This is a genomic window from Neobacillus vireti, assembly GCF_036962345.1.
In the GTDB taxonomy this organism is placed as follows: domain Bacteria; phylum Bacillota; class Bacilli; order Bacillales; family Cytobacillaceae; genus Neobacillus; species Neobacillus vireti_A.
Window position 1 is genome coordinate 16,397 of record NZ_JBALNB010000020.1, and the last position, 18,646, is coordinate 35,042.

An 18,646-nucleotide genomic window follows, 5' to 3' on the forward strand; every position below is an offset into this window, starting at 1 on the left:
TAATTTTTCAGTCAAACTTAAAACCAGTGAGCTGCAGGAACAACCGGCACAGGTGCTCAATTTTTCTAGCTTCTATTTCATCTTCATCAAAGCTCATTGGTTTTGAGTTTACCTCGAAAATATAGTATTGCCCGGATTGACTAATCCCTGCATCAATTGAAAATTCACCAAAAAAACCATACTGTGCTGAAAGAGCTTTGCCGATGTGCTCGACAATGGTTACAATAAATTGATCATGATCCTCAGTCTGTAATAGTTCATACGGAAGGAGTCTTCCTCCTGTAGGGATATGAGTGGTTAAATCCTGCTCCTGTGATTGTCTGATTCCAACTCCTGTTACAATATAATGATCATATTTAGCATGAGCGAGAATACGAAAGTCGAACCGTTTACCATCATAAAGGCTGGGCTTTATCTCTTCCTGAGCCAAATAGTTTTTCTCTATCAATTCGTGTTCATATTTCATCCAAAAATGGTCAAAAGTTAAAAACAATTCGGCTTTCTTTAATCCCTTTAAATGGACTTGTTTATGTGAATCTATTTCTAATTTGAATATCCCATTTCCTCTTGCAGACTGAGCAGGCTTTAAGTAAATACTTCTGAATTTGCCTAGGAAAGAGCTAAGTATTGGTTTTTGAACGGCAGGAATAGTAGCAGGTATATAGGAATGGAGAAATGGATGGCTTCTAAAGAGGTCATATAGCTCATATTTATCGATAAATCCTGGATTGAAAAAGGGGATGTTTTTATCCTTTAAAGAAGAAAAGAATTCAGTGCCTTTTATCTCTGCTTTCCGGAAGGGAATTCGATTATATACAAGGTCTGGGTAGGGCGCCGTTATTTTTTTCCATGAATTCTCTTCTGGATTAAAGGAAAACCCTTCAATAACCTCTTCATGAACTCCTTCAAGTGTAAAGACAAAGCTTATTCCATTTAGTGAAATAAGCCGTTTTTGTATTTCCATAAATAGGGGACCATTTCCGGCAATCGAGCCATCCTTTTTTCGTGCGGTTAAAATTCCGATAACGGGGTTTACACTATTGTTCCATAAACCTACCATTTGATAACATCCTCGGGATACAGGATAGATTGTTCCGTTAAAAAAACCGCGAAAGCCATTGATAATTTACAGGTAAGTTGATCAAAATCCCTTAGCTCAGGGTGGCTGAAAATCGATCTGCCGGGTTTTGAATTTGCTTCAAATAACCAAACATTACCATGCTTATCAATGCCTAAATCAAATCCAATCTCCGCTATAAAGCCTTCCATATTGTTTTCGATGCTTTTACTTAACAGGAGAGCGGCCTTTACCAGCTTCTCTGTATAAAGGCGGCATTCTTCTTTTTCAAAAATTTCAGCAGCTGTTTTAATTTCCCCGCCGTTTCTCGCATGGGTGGTTACACTGCCGCGTCCTGCTATTTTCGCAGCCAATGCTGTGACATGCCATTCCCCGGCATCATCTTTATTCGTATGGATACGGAAATCAATCGGTCGTTGTTCATGTCTCAATAAGTGAATTCCTTGTTGGACAATCATTTTGTCTAAATTACGATGTGCAAAGACCGTTTGAAATAGAGCTTCAATTGAAGAAAATTTCCTTAAACGATTCACACCAGTATGATCTTGATAGCGGCAGTAGTACTCGACCTGAATTTTATCATAGAGGATTTGATGAACCCCTAACCCAAGGCTGCCGTTTATTGGCTTTAGATAGATATGACCATATTTTGATAACATGCCTTCAATCAATGAAAAGGATGTGAATGGATGGGTCTCTGGAAGGTAAATGGTGACTGAATCATCCTCTTGTAATCTTTCGTAAATATCCAGCTTACTAAAAAATCCAGGATTATACCATGGAATGAGGTAGTCCTTTTGTAATGTTTCCTTCACTTTTGCTAATTTTGGGTTTCGTTCGCTTTTTCGATTCGGCAGTCGATCATAGATCACGTGAGGAAATGGCACCTCTAAGCTCTGCCAACTGTTATCATGATAAAAATAGCCATTAATCGTACCCTTTTCCCAGTTAATATGCTGTTCACCAAAAACAAATGGGATTGCTCCAACATTTGATTTTACCGATAACAATTTAGAGAAAAAGTTCGTTCTGTCTCCAATCGGACGGAGTGGAAACGGAGTGAATCCAGCTGTAAAGATACCAACTAATGGTCCGATATGGAGAACTTGTTCTTCAACAAATACATGTAATCTTATTGAAAAATTAGGAAAAAGAAGGTATTTTTGAATTTCTTTACTAATTACTATGCTATTTTCATGCTTAGGATGCGGGACAAAGTCAACCTCGACTGCTTTCGATCCAAAGGCAATTTTTTTTAGTATCTTATCCTGCAAGAGCTCCTGAGGACAGTATGCAATTAATTTGCTCGTCTCAGCAATTTCAATGGTATAGCGTTTTCTCATAGTAGCTTTTCCTTTCTTTATGATCAGTATCAGTAAGGTATTTCCCATAAAGAAGCGGGGCAAGAAATAAGGTTTCTTGTAAATCTGGCTTTGTTTTTACTATCACTTTTCTTCCTGGCTTTGAATTAACATCAAGAATCCAAAGGGCACCATTCTTTGCCACTCCGATATCAATACCAATCTCAAATAACGGCAGGATTTCCTTTTCAAGTATGTGCGGGAGATTGGTTGTTATGAAGTTCAATTCATTACAAATATATTCTTTGTTGACTAATGATAAGGTGGAGGACCATGAAGGGAAATCATTGACCGTGCCGCCTGCACTTAGGTTTGATAATAAGCCTCCAGTATTTCCTACTCGAATTCCCATACCACGTTCAACCCATAGACCTTGTTCATCTTTCTGGAGTAAAATTCTGATATCAAAAGGCTGTGAATCGTTATTTGATAGCTCTAGATAAGGCTGCAACAGATAAGGCCGGTAGTTGAGTAACGATTGGAGCCATTGGCATAACTTTGACTCATTCGGAAAAATCCTTGAGATAATTTTTTTGTTTTTTTCTGTTTTGACATGGATGGACTTTTCGTTTTTCTTTAAATAATAAATTCCAAACCCTTGAGAGCCATTTATTGGCTTCAGAATGATTCTTTTCTGTTTTTTTAAGGCATTGACAACATCCGAGCTATCTCCAATCGCCTGTGAAAGAGGTAAATAGGGGGCTAGACTAGAATGGCTTAATGTTTCATATAAATCTAGTTTATTGGGCAGCCCAAAACCTAAAAAGGTACTATCTTCTCTGCTTTTTAACCAAGAAACAATCGGGATACATTGCTTTGAATGTTCATCATCACCATAAAAACAGCGGTCATAGATGAGAGAAGGAATAGGAAACTCATCCTCCACCCAACGCTGTTCCTTGTTGTCAAAACGTCTCCCCTGCACTTGATTTGTAAGTGGATTAATAGTCGAAGGAAGAAAGTGATAACACTCTATTCCAAATGAATGACTGCGGGAGGCTATTTGATAAATATAGGAGGCCTCGCTTTCAAAATTTAAAGTCATAATGCCAAACGTTATCATCTATGAATCCTCCATTCTGAGTCCCGAATCTAATGCGAGTTTCGTACAAAACTGGATAATCGCCTTAGCGGACGGTCTTAGCTTCATTTGACCATCCTCAAAGTTTTTTGATGGCTTTGAATTGACTTCAATAAGCCATGGTTTATGACACATATCGATTCCAATATCAATTCCGAGTTCACCGGTTATTCCCGGCGACTTTCTATCAATGATTAAAGCTGTTTCAATCGCTAGTTCCTTTATTTTGGATATCAGCTGTTTTGCTTCGGAAATGTCCATGATTTCTTTTAGAGCATGGATTGGAGTCATTACTTCTCCGCCCCTGGCAATATTTGATACAAACTCTTCTTCAGCAGAAATTCTGGCAACCACAGAGGTTACATTCCAGGAGTTCTGGTAGTTTTTATGACACAGCACTCTGTAGTCCATTCCTCTTGATTGATACGTAAGCAGGGGAATACCCTGCTGGATAATGTAGATTCGATTGTTCAGTAACGGTTTTAAATGCTGATAAAGCTTGTCAATGGGCAAAACAATTTCCTTGCTCCCTGATATCGTGGTTACTGACGATTGCAATAGAGTGTTGTTACCATCCTTAGCTAGTTTGTATATGTTACGCCCCTGACTTCCATGTACAGGTTTAATAAAAACAGTCTCATATTTTTGTACAAAAGCTGCTAGATGATCCTTTGTGTAGATATTGGTCTCAGGAATATAGGAGTGGAGATGATTTTCATGGATTAAGTGCTCATGGACCTCCCATTTCGAAAGAAAGCGATCATTAAAAATAGGAATACGTAAGTCTGCGAGCGATTGACGAAATTGTTGGTATTCCTTCCCGTATTCTGTTCTGCGAGAATGGATCCGATTATAGATAACGTCAGGAAATGGCAGTTCAGCAGATTTCCAATGCCCATCCTTGAAATAAAATCCTTGAACAGAAAAATCTGGATAGGAAAAAACATAGAGGAAACCTCCATTGTCTGCTATTCCATGATGAAGTTCTTCACAAAAGCTGTGAATGGAACGAAAATGGGGTTCTTCGGTTCCTTCATTCTTAAAATCGGTAACCAGACCAATGACTGGACCAAAAAAAAGGTAATGAAATTCTTTATTATATATGGCGTGAAATTTATAGTGTTGAATCGGCAGGGAAAAATGCTGGAACAGAAACTCTGGAAAATAAATCATATTTGCTGGCATTTCTACTGGCTGAATTTTTACTGATACCATTTTCTTTCCTATAGAAATTCTGATATCACGTGTTTCTAGCTGCCACTGATTAATTAAGTGTGATGAAATATGAACAAATAGCTCTGTCGGATTAGAGGCTCTTATAGGAACAATCGTGATTAGGGTCATAGAACATTCCTCATTTAACGGCGAATATTTGGTGAAAAATAGGCATTCGTTGATATGGTATCGTATGTAATCGCCCAATGGTTGGTGATTCAAAAATGTCATAAGATTGAACATTCTCGCATTTCCCAACATAGTTTGTTATAGTTATTAAGATTATTTTCTATAGAGGAGTGGGATGGATGTCAGTTAATTTATACGATGCAGCCTATGCTTTGGAAAAGGCGATTCGTCAAAGTGATGAATATAAACATTTACAGCAAATGTATAATGAAGTAAATGCAGATCCAGCAGCAAAAAGAATGTTTGATAACTTCCGACAGGTCCAAATGAATTTACAACAAAAACAAATGATGGGTCAGCAAATTACAGAGCAGGAAGTTCAACAGGCACAATCAACGGTTGCTGTAGTCCAACAGAATGAAAGAATTTCTCGACTAATGCAGGCAGAGCAAAGAATGAGCATGATTATTGGAGAGCTAAATCAACTAATTATGAAGCCTTTAGAGGAACTTTACGGTAACATGTCATAGAGAACAAAAAAGCTTTCGGGAGATCCGGAAGTTTTTTCTTTTCTATTTGACCTTGTTCTATCTGTGGTGAAAAAATCATAAAAGTGATATAAGGGTAACTTCACCAAGAACAGGGGGCAGCGTCATGATTTATCGTTTGCTTGCATTAAATATTGATGGAACTCTCTTGCAAAGTAATGGAAAAATTCATAAGTCAACGAAGGAAGCCATTGAGTATGTTCAGCAAAAGGGAATTTATGTAACGCTTATGACATCTAGAAGTTTTCCCTCAGCCAAGAAGGTTGCAAGGGCATTAAAAATAAAAAACCCGCTTATTACGCACCAAGGTGCGGTTATTGCAAATGTCCAGGATAAACAGAATTATGTTGAAAGAATTCACGAGAATATTACCTATGATACCGTTCGTTTCTTAGAAGGAATGCCTTGTCAAATCAGGTTAGTCCATGAACAATTTTCTTTAGCAAATAGGCTGAAATTAAATAACAATTTGCTAGCGAAAACCGTATTTACATCGGGGGATCCTGTTTTTTATTCTCAGCAGTTTGTTGGATCACTAAGTGAGTATTTACATGATCAGCCCGTTACTCCTCCGAAAATTGAGGTTTATTTTGAAGAGGAGAGTGATTTGGAGGACGCAAAAGAAGCAATGGATAAGATGTTTACTGAAATAAACACCATTCAATTAGATCGTTTACGGTTAGATATCGTCCCTGCAGGAGTTTCGAAGCTAAATGGCTTGACCTTTCTAGGCAGTCATCTTGGCATCAAGTTAAAGGAAATGGTTGTAATTGGAGATGGATTAGATGATATTCCAGCCATTCAGGCTGCTGGTCTAGGTGTGGCAATGTCTAATGCAGAATTTGAGGTAAAAAGAGCAGCGGACTGGGTAACTAGATCGAAAAATGAGCATGGTGTCGCCTATATGGTGAAAGAGCACTTCAGAAAACAGCAGCCAATTGAGTTTTTAAGAAAAATGAATATTATTAAAAAGTAATTAAGCGGGCATCATCGTCACATACGGTGATGTCTTTTAGGTTTTGTGAATGATTTCCACTGTATTGACCTTATTTTGGTGATTATGTACACTTAAAGAAGTTTATTTAAGGCGTTTAAGATTTTTAAAACTATTTTAAGAATACAGCTATTTGAAAGAGTGGTTCTAATGAGAATTTCGATTATTGGGTTAGACGACGAAAGGTTAAATCGTCAATTAACGCTGATTGCAAATCTGTTTTTTGAAGAAACAGAGATTGTAAAGGTTTTAGACAATAAGGCTGATTTAACCATAAAATTTAATATAAATGAAGATAAATTTATTCATGTTTGTGCTGAGTTACTTGATACAGAGGGCAAAACCTTTTCAAACGATTATCAAAAAGCAGTGCAGCCTTTTCAAACAGAGAAGGAGTATTTTAAGCAGATAAAAAATGCCGTTGCCCATGTGTATGTAACATTATTGCAAAATTGGACAGGAATTACTCAGAAGTGGGGGATTTTAACAGGGATTAGACCAACAAAGCTTTTACATCGTAAAGTTCAAGAAGCGATTCCCCAAGAAATTGCTCACCAGCAATTAAAGGATGATTACCTGATTACCGATGAAAAAATACAGCTTATGCAGCAGATTGTCGACAGACAGCTGGCGGTTGTTCCTGATCTTTATTCCCTTCAAAAAGAGGTTAGTATATACATCGGTATTCCTTTTTGCCCGACAAAATGTGCATATTGTACATTCCCGGCCTATGCAATAAACGGCAGACAAGGATCTGTCGATTCTTTCTTAGGCGGGCTGCATTTTGAAATGAAGAAAATTGGTGAATGGCTGAACGCAAAAGGTGTACGAATTACTACCGTTTACTTTGGGGGAGGGACACCTACAAGTATTACGGCAGAAGAAATGGATATGCTGTACGAAGAGATGTATACTTCGTTCCCAGACGTTGAGAATATCCGTGAGATTACAGTCGAGGCAGGACGTCCGGATACGATTACCCCTGAGAAATTATCGGTATTAAAGAAATGGAAAATAGACAGAATCAGTATTAATCCACAGTCGTATACGCAGGAAACATTAAAAGCGATTGGGCGCCATCACAGTGTTAAGGAAACCATTGATAAATATCATTTGGCAAGAGAAATGGGCATGAACAATATTAATATGGATCTTATTATTGGTCTTCCAGGTGAGGGGATGCCTGAATTTACACATTCACTTTCAGAAACCGAAAAGCTGATGCCAGAATCATTAACGGTCCATACGTTATCGTTCAAACGCGCCTCGGAGATGACGAAAAATAAAGAAAAATATAAAGTAGCAGATCGTGATGAAGTAGAGCAAATGATGAAATTGGCAACAGAGTGGACAGATAGTCACGGTTATGTGCCCTATTATCTCTATCGGCAAAAAAACATTCTTGGCAATCTTGAGAATGTCGGGTATGCGTTTCCGAATCAAGAAAGTATTTATAATATCATGATTATGGAGGAGCAGCAGACCATTATTGGGCTTGGATGCGGAGCAGCCAGTAAATTCATCGACCCATTAACAGGGAAAATCACTCAGTTTGCGAATCCAAAAGATCCAAAAACATATAATGAAAGCTTTGAAACGTATACAGAGCAAAAAATAAAAATATTAGATGAAATCTTCTCAGAAAAAGGATCTCCTGCTTAATAAAAGGCAGGAGATTTTTTTGCGAATTTTTCGTTCTTTATAAAGGGGTTGTCATAATCATGACGAATATTTTATAGGACAAAAGAATAACATGATTTGAGAACGTTATCATTAATGGAGGGATTTAGCAATGATGCAAACGCCTTTAACAATGACACAGATGATGGAAAGAGCGGAAAAGTATTTTCCTAAAAAACAGGTAATCTCCAGAACTGCAAGCGGTATGCATCGAATGACCTACGAGCAAATCGGTGAAAGAACTAGGAGACTGGCAGATAGTCTTAAAAAGCTAGGAATAGAAAAAGGTGATAGAGTAGGAACACTTGCATGGAACCATCATCGTCATCTAGAGGCATATTTTGCAATACCGTGTATCGGTGCTGTCCTTCATACGATCAACATTCGTCTTGCTCCGCAGCATATTTCCTACATTATTAATCATGCAGAAGATAGTATCCTCTTAGTAGATCCTGATTTGATTCCATTACTTGAAAAATGTGCATCTGAGCTAAAAAGCGTTAAGGCTTATGTGATTATGACAGATGACAAGGTACTCCCTGAAACCACACTTTCACCAATCTATCATTATGAAGATTTATTAGCTGAAGCGAATCCGAATTTTAACTATCCTGAAGACATAGAAGAAAATGACCCTGCTGGTATGTGTTATACCTCTGCGACAACGGGCAATCCAAAAGGAGTCGTCTATTCTCATAGAGGGATTTTTCTCCATAGTATGGCGTTAGGTCTGGCAGACAGTGCGGCAATGAGTGAAAGAGATATTGCATTACCAGTCGTACCAATGTTTCATGCCAATGCATGGGGAATGCCCTTTGCTGCAGTATGGTTTGGCACATCCCTAGTGCTGCCGGGACCATATTTTACACCAAAACTAATTGCAGAGCTTATTGAAAGTGAAAGAGTAACCATTACGGCGGGTGTCCCAACCATTTGGCTGGGGTTGTTAAAAGAAGTTGATGAGTGCTCTTATGACCTTAGCAGTTTAAGAGGCGTGCTTTGCGGCGGCTCTGCAGCTCCAAAAGGGATGATTAAGGCTTTTGAACAACGGCACAACATTCCATTCCTGCATGCGTATGGTATGACCGAAACAAGTCCGCTCGTAGTTATTTCAACATTAAAAAGCTATCAAGAAAATTTAGATTATGAAGAAAGACTAGAAATAAGAGCAAAGCAAGGGGTTCTAGTTCCGGGCTTAAGCATTAAAGTTATCGGCATGACTGGCGAAGTTGCTTGGGATGGAAAAGAAATGGGAGAATTATGCATCAAGGGCCCTTGGATTGCATCAGAGTATTATAAAGATGAGCGAACTTTGGAGGCATTTCAGGACGGCTGGCTTCATACAGGAGATGTTGTGACGATTGACGAGGAAGGGTTTGTAAAAATCGTCGATCGTACCAAAGACTTAATTAAAAGCGGTGGTGAATGGATTTCTTCTGTCGATTTAGAAAATGCTTTAATGGCCCATGAAGCTGTGTTTGAAGCGGCAGTAGTGGCTGTCCCGCATGAACAGTGGCAGGAGAGACCTGTAGCATGTGTGGTGTTAAAGGAAGCATATAAAGATAAGGTGACAAAAGAAGAGTTAATAGAATTTTTACAACCGCAGTTTGCCAAATGGTGGCTTCCAGATGAAATCTTATTTATGGACGAAATACCAAAGACATCAGTTGGAAAGTTTTTAAAGATGAACTTACGTGAACAGGTGCAAAATGAAATGTTAAGGAAGTAGGTTGGTGAGGCATTGAACTGCACTGCATTTCGTCAAAGACAAAGAGAATACTCTCTTTGTCCTTTTTGTAGTATGAAAGTTTCATAAACCTTCATAGTGAAAATTCCATATATTATGAAAATTTATTCTTTATCACATCAATTCAAGCTATAATGGAAGTGAGTAAAGGAATGGGAGGCGTTTGGGGTGACAATCAATTTTGTAACGGATAAGGTAAAAGTGAGGGTAAACGGCCGGGTTGCAACCGTTGAAATGAATAGGCCGGAAGCGTTAAATGCAATTGATGGTGACATGATCAGGGGATTAGTCAGCAAGCTTAAAGAAATTGCTGAATCAGATGACATCGATGTTGTAGTGTTAACAGGAAGCGGCAGAGCGTTCTCAGCAGGCGGAGATATTAAAACCATGCTTTCTGAATTGAGTGAAAGCGAATTCTTCCCGGTAATGGATTCTATTAGTGAATTAATTATTACACTTTATAGTATTCCAAAACTGACTATTAGTGTTGTAAATGGTCCAGCTGCAGGCCTTGGATTCAGTCTTGCGCTGGCTACTGATCACATTATAGCCGACAATACCAGCAAACTGGCCATGAATTTTATTGGAATTGGTTTAATACCAGATGGGGGTTCCCATTTCTTTTTAGAAAAAAGATTGGGAGAAATTAAGGCAAAACAGGTAATTTGGGAAGGGAAAATGATGAATGCACAGGAAGCCTTAGAAATGGGGTTAATTCAGGAGGTGGCTGCTGGAGATTTGCAAGATGTCCTAGAAGCTAGACTATCTGAATGGCTTAGCCGTCCCGTGCAGGCGATGATTAAAACAAAAAAAATACTAGCTGACATGAATCGGCCGCAGCTATTAAAACTATTAGAACTAGAAAAGCATGGTCAGCTAAATATGCGTCGAACATTCGACCACCAAGAAGGAATGCGGGCATTTATAGAAAAGAGACCAGCAAAATTTATTGGAAAATAAATAAAATAGAGAAAAAAGAAGCGAAATCGCTTCTTTTTTCTTTTTAAAAGACTAGGAATGGAACAATAATAGTTTCCCGCTTGGTGATGTGAAACGATGTGTTTTCTCTAGTAAATTCTTTTCAGCTAATAATTTTTCAGCCAATTCCTTTGCTGCCTCATCATGTTCAGCTTGAATGGCTTCATCAACTATTTTTTCTCCATTTGCTTCAAATGCAGTTAACTTGTAAGTTTTCATTTTTACTCCTCCTAAATACCTGTTAATATTATAATATTCCCATAATTCTTGGTATTTTGCAAAAGTGAAACTTTACCAGATGAATAACGTATAGTAAATTCTGAAGGGGGAATTTGTATGGTATTAAAACTTGACCATGTAACAAAACGATTCGGCGACTTTACGGCCGTTAAGGATTTATCCATCGTTATACCTGAAAAAGAAATGTTTGGCTTTTTAGGGGCCAACGGTGCCGGGAAGACAACAACGTTTCGAATGATCTTAGGACTGCTGGATGCTAGCGGCGGACGAATTACTTGGGACGACAAGCCGATTAATTATTCAACCAGCCATTTAGTTGGCTACCTTCCAGAAGAAAGAGGTTTATACCCAAAATTAAAGGTTAGCGACCAAATCGTTTACTTGGCAAGATTAAGAGGAATGCCAAAAAGCGAGGCAGTCTCCGAATTGAAATTCTGGCTGGAGAGATTTAAAGTCCCTGAGTATGAAAATAAAAAAGTAGAAGAGCTCTCAAAAGGAAACCAACAAAAAATTCAGTTCATTGCCGCGGTCATACATAAACCAAAATTATTAATTCTTGATGAGCCTTTCAGCGGTTTGGATCCTGTTAATGTTGAAATGCTCAAAGAGGCTGTGCTCTCACTAAAGGAAAATGGAACGACCATTGTTTTTTCAAGCCACCAGATGCACCATGTGGAAGAGATGTGTGAGCACCTTTGTATTATGCATAAAGGATCTCCGGTTGTACATGGTTCATTAAAAGAAATCAAACGTGCATTTGGTAAGAAGAATTTAGTGATTCATGCCGATTTTCCATTGGATTCGCTAAAAAATTTCTCCGGTGTGGTTAAGTCAAGGTCTACTTCAGAGGGAATCCATCTCCAAATTGAGGGAGAATACATTGCAGAAAAAATACTTAAGGATATAGTAAACAAAGGATTCATTCGGAAATTTGACCTGGAAGAACCTTCTTTAAATGATATTTTTATCGAGAAAGTAGGTGATTCATATGAATAAGTTTTGGATTATTTTATTCCATACGTATTTCAGTAAATTAAAAACAAAGTCATTTTTGATCACAACCTTGTTGACCGTAGTCATCACTTTAGGTTTGACCAACATGAGCTCAATCATTGAGGTTTTTGATAAAGGCAGTGATAAAGAAAAGGTTGCTGTGTTAGATGAAACAGGTCAGCTATATGCACCGCTTAAAGAACAAATGAACGTTTTAAATAAAAACCTGGAGCTGACTGAGTTTAACGGTACGGAAAAAGAGGCTGAAAAGGCTGTAGAAGAAGGCAAATATACAGGGGTTGTCGAGCTGCGTTACGACCAAGACCAATTGCCTGAAGCTACTTATAAAGCGATGAGTGTAGCAGATTCAACGTTATCTACCGATCTTCAAACTGGGCTTCAGCAAATGAAAACGGCGCTGGCAGCTTCAAAAATCAACTTAACACAAGAGCAGCTCCAGCAACTCTATGAACCCGTTTCCTTCGAGAAAACGGCTCTTGAAGAAAATGCCAAAACAGAAGAAGAATTAAATCAGGCTAGAGGACTTGTTTATGTCCTGCTGTTCATCATCTATTTTGCAGTGATCATGTATGCCAATATGATTGCAATGGAAGTGGCTACAGAAAAGTCTTCGAGAGTGATGGAAATCTTGATATCCAGTGTATCACCGATTAAACAGATGTTTGCAAAGATACTCGGTATTGGTTTATTAAGTTTAACTCAGCTCGCAGTACTTTTATCTGTAGGTTACTTCTCGATAAAAAGGAATTTATCTTCTCTAGAAGGCGGCTTTTTTGATGCATTTGGATTTGGGAATACATCTTTATCAACAATTGCCTATGCTGTTATTTTCTTTATCCTAGGTTATTTCCTCTATGCGACCCTTGCCGCCTTTTTGGGTTCACTGGTCAGTAGAATTGAAGATGTTCAACAAATGATTACTCCTATGACATTACTCGTGGTAGCCGGATTTATGATTGCCATGTTTGGTCTTGGAAAGCCGGATTCACCTTTTATCGTCATTACATCCTATATACCATTTTTCACCCCAATGATTATGTTTTTACGAGTCGGAATGCTGAATATTCCAGTTTGGGAGGCTGCATTAGGGATTGCGGTCCTAGTAGGCACGATTGCCTTCTTAGCAGTATTTGGTGCTCGTGTTTATCGTGGGGGAGTCCTTATGTATGGGAAATCAAATTCTTTCAAAGATATAAAAAAGGCGCTGCAATTAACAAAAAAAGAATAAAAGCACGAGGCTTTGTCAAAATTGGCAAAGCTTTTTTAAAAAATTTCATCCAGAACGTGCATTCGGTTTTTTAGGATGCTACAATGAAGGAAAACTCACTGAAAGGAAATTCTATGAAACAGATATCATTTATACACGCAGCTGACCTGCACTTGGACAGTCCGATGGTAGGCTTGAAGAATTTACCTGCTGCCATCCTTTCAAGAGTGAGAGAGAGTACGTTTGCAGCTTTAAAAAAACTAACAGCAGCAGCTATTGATCACAACGTTGATTTTGTTGTCGTCGCAGGAGATTTATTCGATGGTGAAGACAGAAGCTTACGGGCTCAATCTCGCTTCCGTAATGAAATGAAGAAGCTTTTACAAAAGGAAATTCCTGTTTATATTATACACGGTAACCATGACCACTTAAATGGTTCATGGGTTCATCTAGATATGCCTTCAAATGTCCACTTTTTTGGAAGTGATGTTGAAATGAAGGTATTACATACAAAACGCGGTGAAAAGGTCCATATATACGGCTTCAGCTATTTACAGCGACATATCCTAGAAAAACGGATCGATGACTATCACAAAATCGAGCCCGCGGATTTCCATATTGGACTGCTTCATGGGAATGAAGGAGGTCGGACGGAGCATGATAATTACGCTCCCTTCTCAATCAAGGACCTTATGGAGAAACAATTTGATTATTGGGCTTTAGGTCATATTCATAAACGCACAATATTATCTGAAAATCCACCTATTATCTATCCAGGAAACCTTCAAGGCCGAAATAGGAAGGAAATTGGGATAAAAGGCTGTTACCATGTTTGTTTAAATGAAGTAGAAGCTAATATTAAATTTATTGAAACTTCCGATGTAGTATGGGAAGAAGTGTCTGTCGATGCAGCTTCTGCACATACTTTTCAAGAAGTCTTGCAATTATGCCAAGTTACGATTGAACGTTTCCGGAAAACAGGAAGGGGAACTCTGTTAACCTTGAATCTAAAAAATGTTCATTTGGAGGATAGTCACGAGAAAAAAATCTTAGACACTGAGCTGCTTGATTTACTTCTAGACTATGAAAATGAGGAACAATCATTTGTTTGGATCGTTGACTTACTCATACAGCAAAACCTTGAGCATGATAGAAAACATCTAATGAATGAAGCGGATTTTTATACAGAGCTTTTTGCAGCCATAGATAACTATCAAAATGTAGAATCTGCAATAGCGCCATTATATGAACATCATCAAAGCGGCAGAAAATATTTAAAAGGCTTAACAGAAAGTGAGCAGAAAGAATTAGTAGAAAAGGCTGAAAGACTATTAATTGGGCTTTTATATCAGTAGGAGGTGAGAGGAAAGGTTGAAAATCCAAGAGATACACATATATGGCTTTGGTCATTTAAATAACATAGAAATAAAAAATTTGTCCGACTTTCAAGTGTTCTATGGTGAAAATGAAGCAGGGAAATCCACTATCATGGCATTTCTTCATGGCATATTATTTGGGTTCCCAACAAAACAATCTTCGGAACTTCGCTATGAGCCCAAAAATGGGTCAAGTTATGGTGGAAAGCTTAGGATATTCTTTGATGGACATGGACTTGTAACGGTTGAGAGGATAAGAGGTAAGGCTCTCGGAGATGTTACGGTAACGCTAGAGGATGGAACGACTGGTAATGAGGAACTGCTTAAACAATTACTTGGAAATATGGATAAAGGGTTGTACCAAGCCATTTTTTCATTTAATATCCATGGGCTGCAAAACATCCACCAAATGAAGGGCGAAGAACTAGGCAGATTTTTATTTTCTACTGGTACACTCGGAACAGAACGATTAGCAAAGACTGAGGCAGAGCTTCAAAAGGAATTAGAGGCCCGTTTTAAACCAAGCGGCAAGAAGCCAGTGATAAATGAAAAACTAAAAGCCGTTCATGAACTTAACAGTGAACTTACTAAAGCAGCAGCTAAAAATCAAGAATACGAGAAGTTAATTACAGATAAAGAAAAAATTAATACAGAAATAAAGAATATAAGTCATTCTCTTCTGGAGCTAAAGGGTGAGGTAGATAAATTAAATGAATGGCAGAAAATTCATTCACTCGTTAAAGAGGAGAGATGGATCAATAATGAAATTGTGTCGTTAGGGGATATTCCATTTCCTGCTAGAGGTGTTGAGCGAATAGAAAAGTTAAATCAGCTTATCTATCCATATAATGCTCAGATTTCTGGTTTAATGGAAAGAGTGATGCAATTAAGAAATGAAATTGCAGCGATTAAGCCAGATAAGCAATTTCTTGAACACGAGTCACAGTTGCTTGCTGCTTTAAACCAGATTCCCATTTACGAACAATTGACTTTAGAAAAACAACAATGTGAATTAAAATTAGTTGATTTAGAAGATAAAATCTCGAATATTAACGAAAGACTGCACTTACCTTTGAATGAAGAAGAAATATTTGCCATTAATACAAATATTTATATGAAAAATCAAGTTGAGCAGGTTTCTCGAAAAAAGCAAAAGCTTTCGGAAGTAAAACAGGAGCTTGAGGAGAAATTTCGCGAGGAGCAAAACGTGCTGGAGGAACTAGAAGAAAAAGTTCACAAGGCCGAAACGAAAGTGATAGCAGTTCAAGAAAGAGCAAGACTTGAAAAGTTAGTTACTGAAGAGAGAGAAAAAGGAAAAGTTGAACTTGAATTAAAAGCTGTCCAAGACAAAATGGAGTATTATCAACATTCAAATGAGCAAGAAAAAAAAGCTTTTGCAAAAATTCATAAACAAAAGCAAATACAATTTCTTGTAATCGGTGTGCTTTTACTGTTGCTAGCCTTTTACGGATTATATAGTCAGCAATGGATACTATTGGTTATGGGAATATTAGGCAGCATCCTCATTGGTGCTTTTCTGGGGAATCGTCGTAATCCTAAAAATGAAACTGACATCAGCCAGGTGCTAAGTCAATTGTTAGAAAAGGAAAAACAGTTAATTCAAAAACTTGGGTCTTTTAAAAATAGTAACATCTCAGCCATCCAAGAGAAATTGAATCAGGATCAACTCCTAAGAGAGAAGCTTCAGCTGTTAAAAGTAAAGCTTGAGCAGCAGCAAACCCAATATGAAAAGGTAATCCGGAAATTTGAAGAGTGGGAAAGTGAAGAAGCAGAAAATAAAGAATTGCTATTGAAACTCAGCAAGGAGCTTAATATCCCTGAATACATTGCCAATTCGTTTTTCCTTGAAGCATTTCAGCTGATTGAACAATATAAATTAGTTGGAAGAGAAAAAAGGCATCTGCTCATAAGATTGGAAAATATCAACCTTGAACAGTCAAAGATTACTGAAAGACTTGCATTTTACTCAAAAGAATATATAGCTGATCATGGAAATGATTTGGCAAAAACCGCCTTCTTACTGCGGGATAAATTAAAGGAAGAACATGGAAGGCTTATAAAGAGTCAAGAGAAGAAAGAAAAGCTTGAGGATTTCGAAGCAGATCTTAAACAAATGAAGCAGGAGCAAGCACATCTAATCTTGGAAAGGAAAAAACTTCTTCAAGAAGCCAATGTAGTAGATGAAGAGGCATTCTATGAGCTGGGCAGGAAAGTTGAAAAGAAAATCAAGCTAATTGAAAGGCTTGCGGATATAAAGAAACAGTTACAATACTCGGTCCTAACAGGAAAAGAGCAGGAAAGATTATTACATATCCATAATGTGGATGAACAAATAAGCCAGTATCATGATAAAATAAAAGCCTTATCATCAAAATTAGCTGAACTGCAAAAAGAACAAGCTGCGATTAACTACCAGATTCAAGTCCTTGAAGAGGGAGGATCTTATTCTGAGCTGCTTCATATCTTTAAACAGAAAAAATTTGAATTAGAAGACGCAGCCAAAGATTGGTCTGTTTACTGCATAGCACAGAACATTTTATCACAAACGGTTGAGAAGTATAAAAATGCTCATCTACCAAGAATGCTGGCAAAGGCAGAGGAATACCTGTATTTTCTAACTGAGGAACAGTATCACCGTATACATTTGCAAAAGTCAGGAACAGGTTTTCTTATTGAAAGAAGTGACTATACGTTATTTGAAGCAAATGAGTTAAGTCAAGCAACTACAGAGCAAGTATACGTTTCTATTAGATTGGCGCTTGCTGCTACATTATATGAAAAGTATCACTTTCCTATAATCATCGATGATAGTTTTGTGAACTTTGATGAGAACCGAACCAAAAAGATCATAGAGCTTTTGACCACATTAAAAACGAACCAAATTTTATTTTTTACCTGTCACAAACATTTGCTTCCACATTTTCAAACTGAAAATATTCAACATCTTCATAAAGATCATGTCGAAGTAATTTCATAGACAATGTTATACTTTTACTATCGGGGAAGGGGAGAGAAAGATGAATAAAGGAATCCTAGATTATGATACAGGCGTACAGGTAGATTTGTACTTACTTATAAAAAGTGCCACAAAAGGAATCGCTAGTAATGGAAAGCCGTTTTTAACACTTATCCTGCAAGATCAAAGTGGTGAAATAGAAGCGAAACTCTGGGACGCCAATGAAGAGGATGAAAAGAACTATACGGCGCAAAAAATCGTTAAGATTATTGGGGACACTCATAATTATCGCGGGAAAAACCAGTTGAAGATTAGACAGATTCGCAGAACAGGACCAAGTGACATCGTTAAATTGGAAGACTTCATTGAGACAGCTCCATTAAGTCGAGAAGACATGACTGGCAAACTGACACAATATATTTTTGAAATGAAAAATCCGAACATCCAGAGAATTACTCGCCATTTATTGAAGAAACATAATAAGGCTTTCTTGGAATATCCGGCTGCAACGAAAAATCACCATGAGTTTGTCTCTGGATTGGCATACCATGTTGTCAGCATGCTAGATTTAGCTAAATCTATTGCCACACTTTACCCTAGCCTTGATAAAGACTTGCTTTATGCAGGTGTTATCTTGCATGACATGGGCAAAGTAGTAGAACTATCAGGTCCCCTTTCAACCGTGTATACGGTCGAAGGAAACTTGCTTGGTCACATTACGATTATGGTAAATGAGATAGGGAAAGCTGCTGAAGAACTCGGGATAGCGGGTGAAGAAGTATTAATCCTCCAGCACCTTGTTTTAAGCCATCACGGAAAAGCGGAGTGGGGCAGCCCGAAGCCGCCGCTCATTAAAGAAGCTGAAATTCTCCATTATATTGATAATCTCGATGCAAAAATGAACATGCTTGACCGTGCGTTAGAACGTGTAAAACCGGGTGAATTCACTGAACGAGTATTTGCTTTAGATAATCGTTCATTCTATAAGCCTGTATTTCATAAATAATAGATAACCCTCCTG

The 18,646-nt window shown here is 37.9% G+C and carries 15 protein-coding genes; 10 read left to right on the top strand and 5 right to left on the bottom strand.

Annotated features, from left to right (window positions below; all coding sequences use genetic code 11):
• Window positions 1-7 precede the first annotated feature (7 nt).
• Genes V7108_RS23410 through V7108_RS23425 form a run of 4 tightly spaced genes read right to left on the bottom strand, consistent with a single transcriptional unit; the run spans window position 8 to window position 4,864 of the window.
• Window positions 8-1,060: a YheC/YheD family endospore coat-associated protein gene (locus tag V7108_RS23410; RefSeq protein ID WP_335512081.1), complete on the bottom strand. Its 1,053-nt coding sequence runs from the start codon at window positions 1,058-1,060 to the stop codon at window positions 8-10.
• Window positions 1,054-2,421, bottom strand: coding sequence for a YheC/YheD family endospore coat-associated protein (locus tag V7108_RS23415; RefSeq protein WP_335512083.1), 1,368 nt, complete (start codon window positions 2,419-2,421; stop codon window positions 1,054-1,056). Before V7108_RS23415 ends, V7108_RS23410 begins: the two co-directional genes overlap by 7 nt.
• Window positions 2,399-3,502: a YheC/YheD family endospore coat-associated protein gene (locus tag V7108_RS23420; protein ID WP_335512085.1), complete on the bottom strand. Its 1,104-nt coding sequence runs from the start codon at window positions 3,500-3,502 to the stop codon at window positions 2,399-2,401. Before V7108_RS23420 ends, V7108_RS23415 begins: the two co-directional genes overlap by 23 nt.
• Window positions 3,503-4,864: a YheC/YheD family endospore coat-associated protein gene (locus V7108_RS23425; protein ID WP_335512087.1), complete on the bottom strand. Its 1,362-nt coding sequence runs from the start codon at window positions 4,862-4,864 to the stop codon at window positions 3,503-3,505. It abuts the gene before it with no gap.
• Window positions 4,865-5,043: 179 nt separating this feature from the next.
• Between V7108_RS23425 and V7108_RS23430 the strand changes: the two genes are divergently transcribed.
• The 5 genes from V7108_RS23430 to V7108_RS23450 all read left to right on the top strand — a co-directional run bounded on the left by V7108_RS23430 (window position 5,044) and on the right by V7108_RS23450 (window position 10,793).
• A complete protein-coding gene (locus tag V7108_RS23430) occupies window positions 5,044-5,394 on the top strand; it encodes a YlbF family regulator (RefSeq protein ID WP_335512089.1) in 351 nt (116 codons plus the stop codon).
• Between the two features lie 124 nt (window positions 5,395-5,518).
• Window positions 5,519-6,388, top strand: a complete 870-nt coding sequence (locus tag V7108_RS23435) for a Cof-type HAD-IIB family hydrolase (RefSeq protein ID WP_335512091.1) — start codon at window positions 5,519-5,521, stop codon at window positions 6,386-6,388.
• Between the two features lie 168 nt (window positions 6,389-6,556).
• Complete coding sequence (locus tag V7108_RS23440; protein WP_335512093.1) at window positions 6,557-8,068, top strand: coproporphyrinogen III oxidase; 1,512 nt, start codon at window positions 6,557-6,559, stop codon at window positions 8,066-8,068.
• A gap of 130 nt (window positions 8,069-8,198) precedes the next feature.
• Entirely contained in the window at window positions 8,199-9,815 is a 1,617-nt protein-coding gene (locus tag V7108_RS23445) for a long-chain fatty acid--CoA ligase (RefSeq protein WP_335512095.1), read from the top strand.
• 186 nt (window positions 9,816-10,001) lie between these two features.
• Entirely contained in the window at window positions 10,002-10,793 is a 792-nt protein-coding gene (locus V7108_RS23450) for an enoyl-CoA hydratase (RefSeq protein WP_335512097.1), read from the top strand.
• Window positions 10,794-10,844: 51 nt separating this feature from the next.
• On the opposite strand, the gene V7108_RS23455 is transcribed toward V7108_RS23450, so the two are convergent.
• On the bottom strand, window positions 10,845-11,030 hold the full coding sequence (locus V7108_RS23455; protein ID WP_283864138.1) for a YhzD family protein: 186 nt from the start codon (window positions 11,028-11,030) through the stop codon (window positions 10,845-10,847).
• A 117-nt stretch (window positions 11,031-11,147) separates the two neighbouring features.
• On the opposite strand from V7108_RS23455, the gene V7108_RS23460 reads away from it, so the two are divergent.
• The 5 genes from V7108_RS23460 to yhaM all read left to right on the top strand — a co-directional run bounded on the left by V7108_RS23460 (window position 11,148) and on the right by yhaM (window position 18,631).
• Entirely contained in the window at window positions 11,148-12,047 is a 900-nt protein-coding gene (locus V7108_RS23460) for an ABC transporter ATP-binding protein (protein ID WP_335569613.1), read from the top strand.
• Window positions 12,040-13,293, top strand: coding sequence for an ABC transporter permease (locus V7108_RS23465; protein ID WP_335512102.1), 1,254 nt, complete (start codon window positions 12,040-12,042; stop codon window positions 13,291-13,293). Before V7108_RS23460 ends, V7108_RS23465 begins: the two co-directional genes overlap by 8 nt.
• Window positions 13,294-13,406: 113 nt before the next feature.
• Window positions 13,407-14,627 carry a metallophosphoesterase family protein gene (locus V7108_RS23470; protein WP_335512104.1) on the top strand — a complete coding sequence of 407 codons (1,221 nt, stop codon included), beginning with the start codon at window positions 13,407-13,409 and terminating at the stop codon, window positions 14,625-14,627.
• A gap of 16 nt (window positions 14,628-14,643) precedes the next feature.
• The gene (locus V7108_RS23475; protein ID WP_335569614.1) at window positions 14,644-17,646 is read left to right on the top strand and encodes an ATP-binding protein; all 3,003 of its coding nucleotides are present in this window, start codon (window positions 14,644-14,646) and stop codon (window positions 17,644-17,646) included.
• Between the two features lie 40 nt (window positions 17,647-17,686).
• Window positions 17,687-18,631 carry a 3'-5' exoribonuclease YhaM gene (yhaM, locus tag V7108_RS23480; protein ID WP_335512108.1) on the top strand — a complete coding sequence of 315 codons (945 nt, stop codon included), beginning with the start codon at window positions 17,687-17,689 and terminating at the stop codon, window positions 18,629-18,631.
• Window positions 18,632-18,646: the final 15 nt, after the last annotated feature.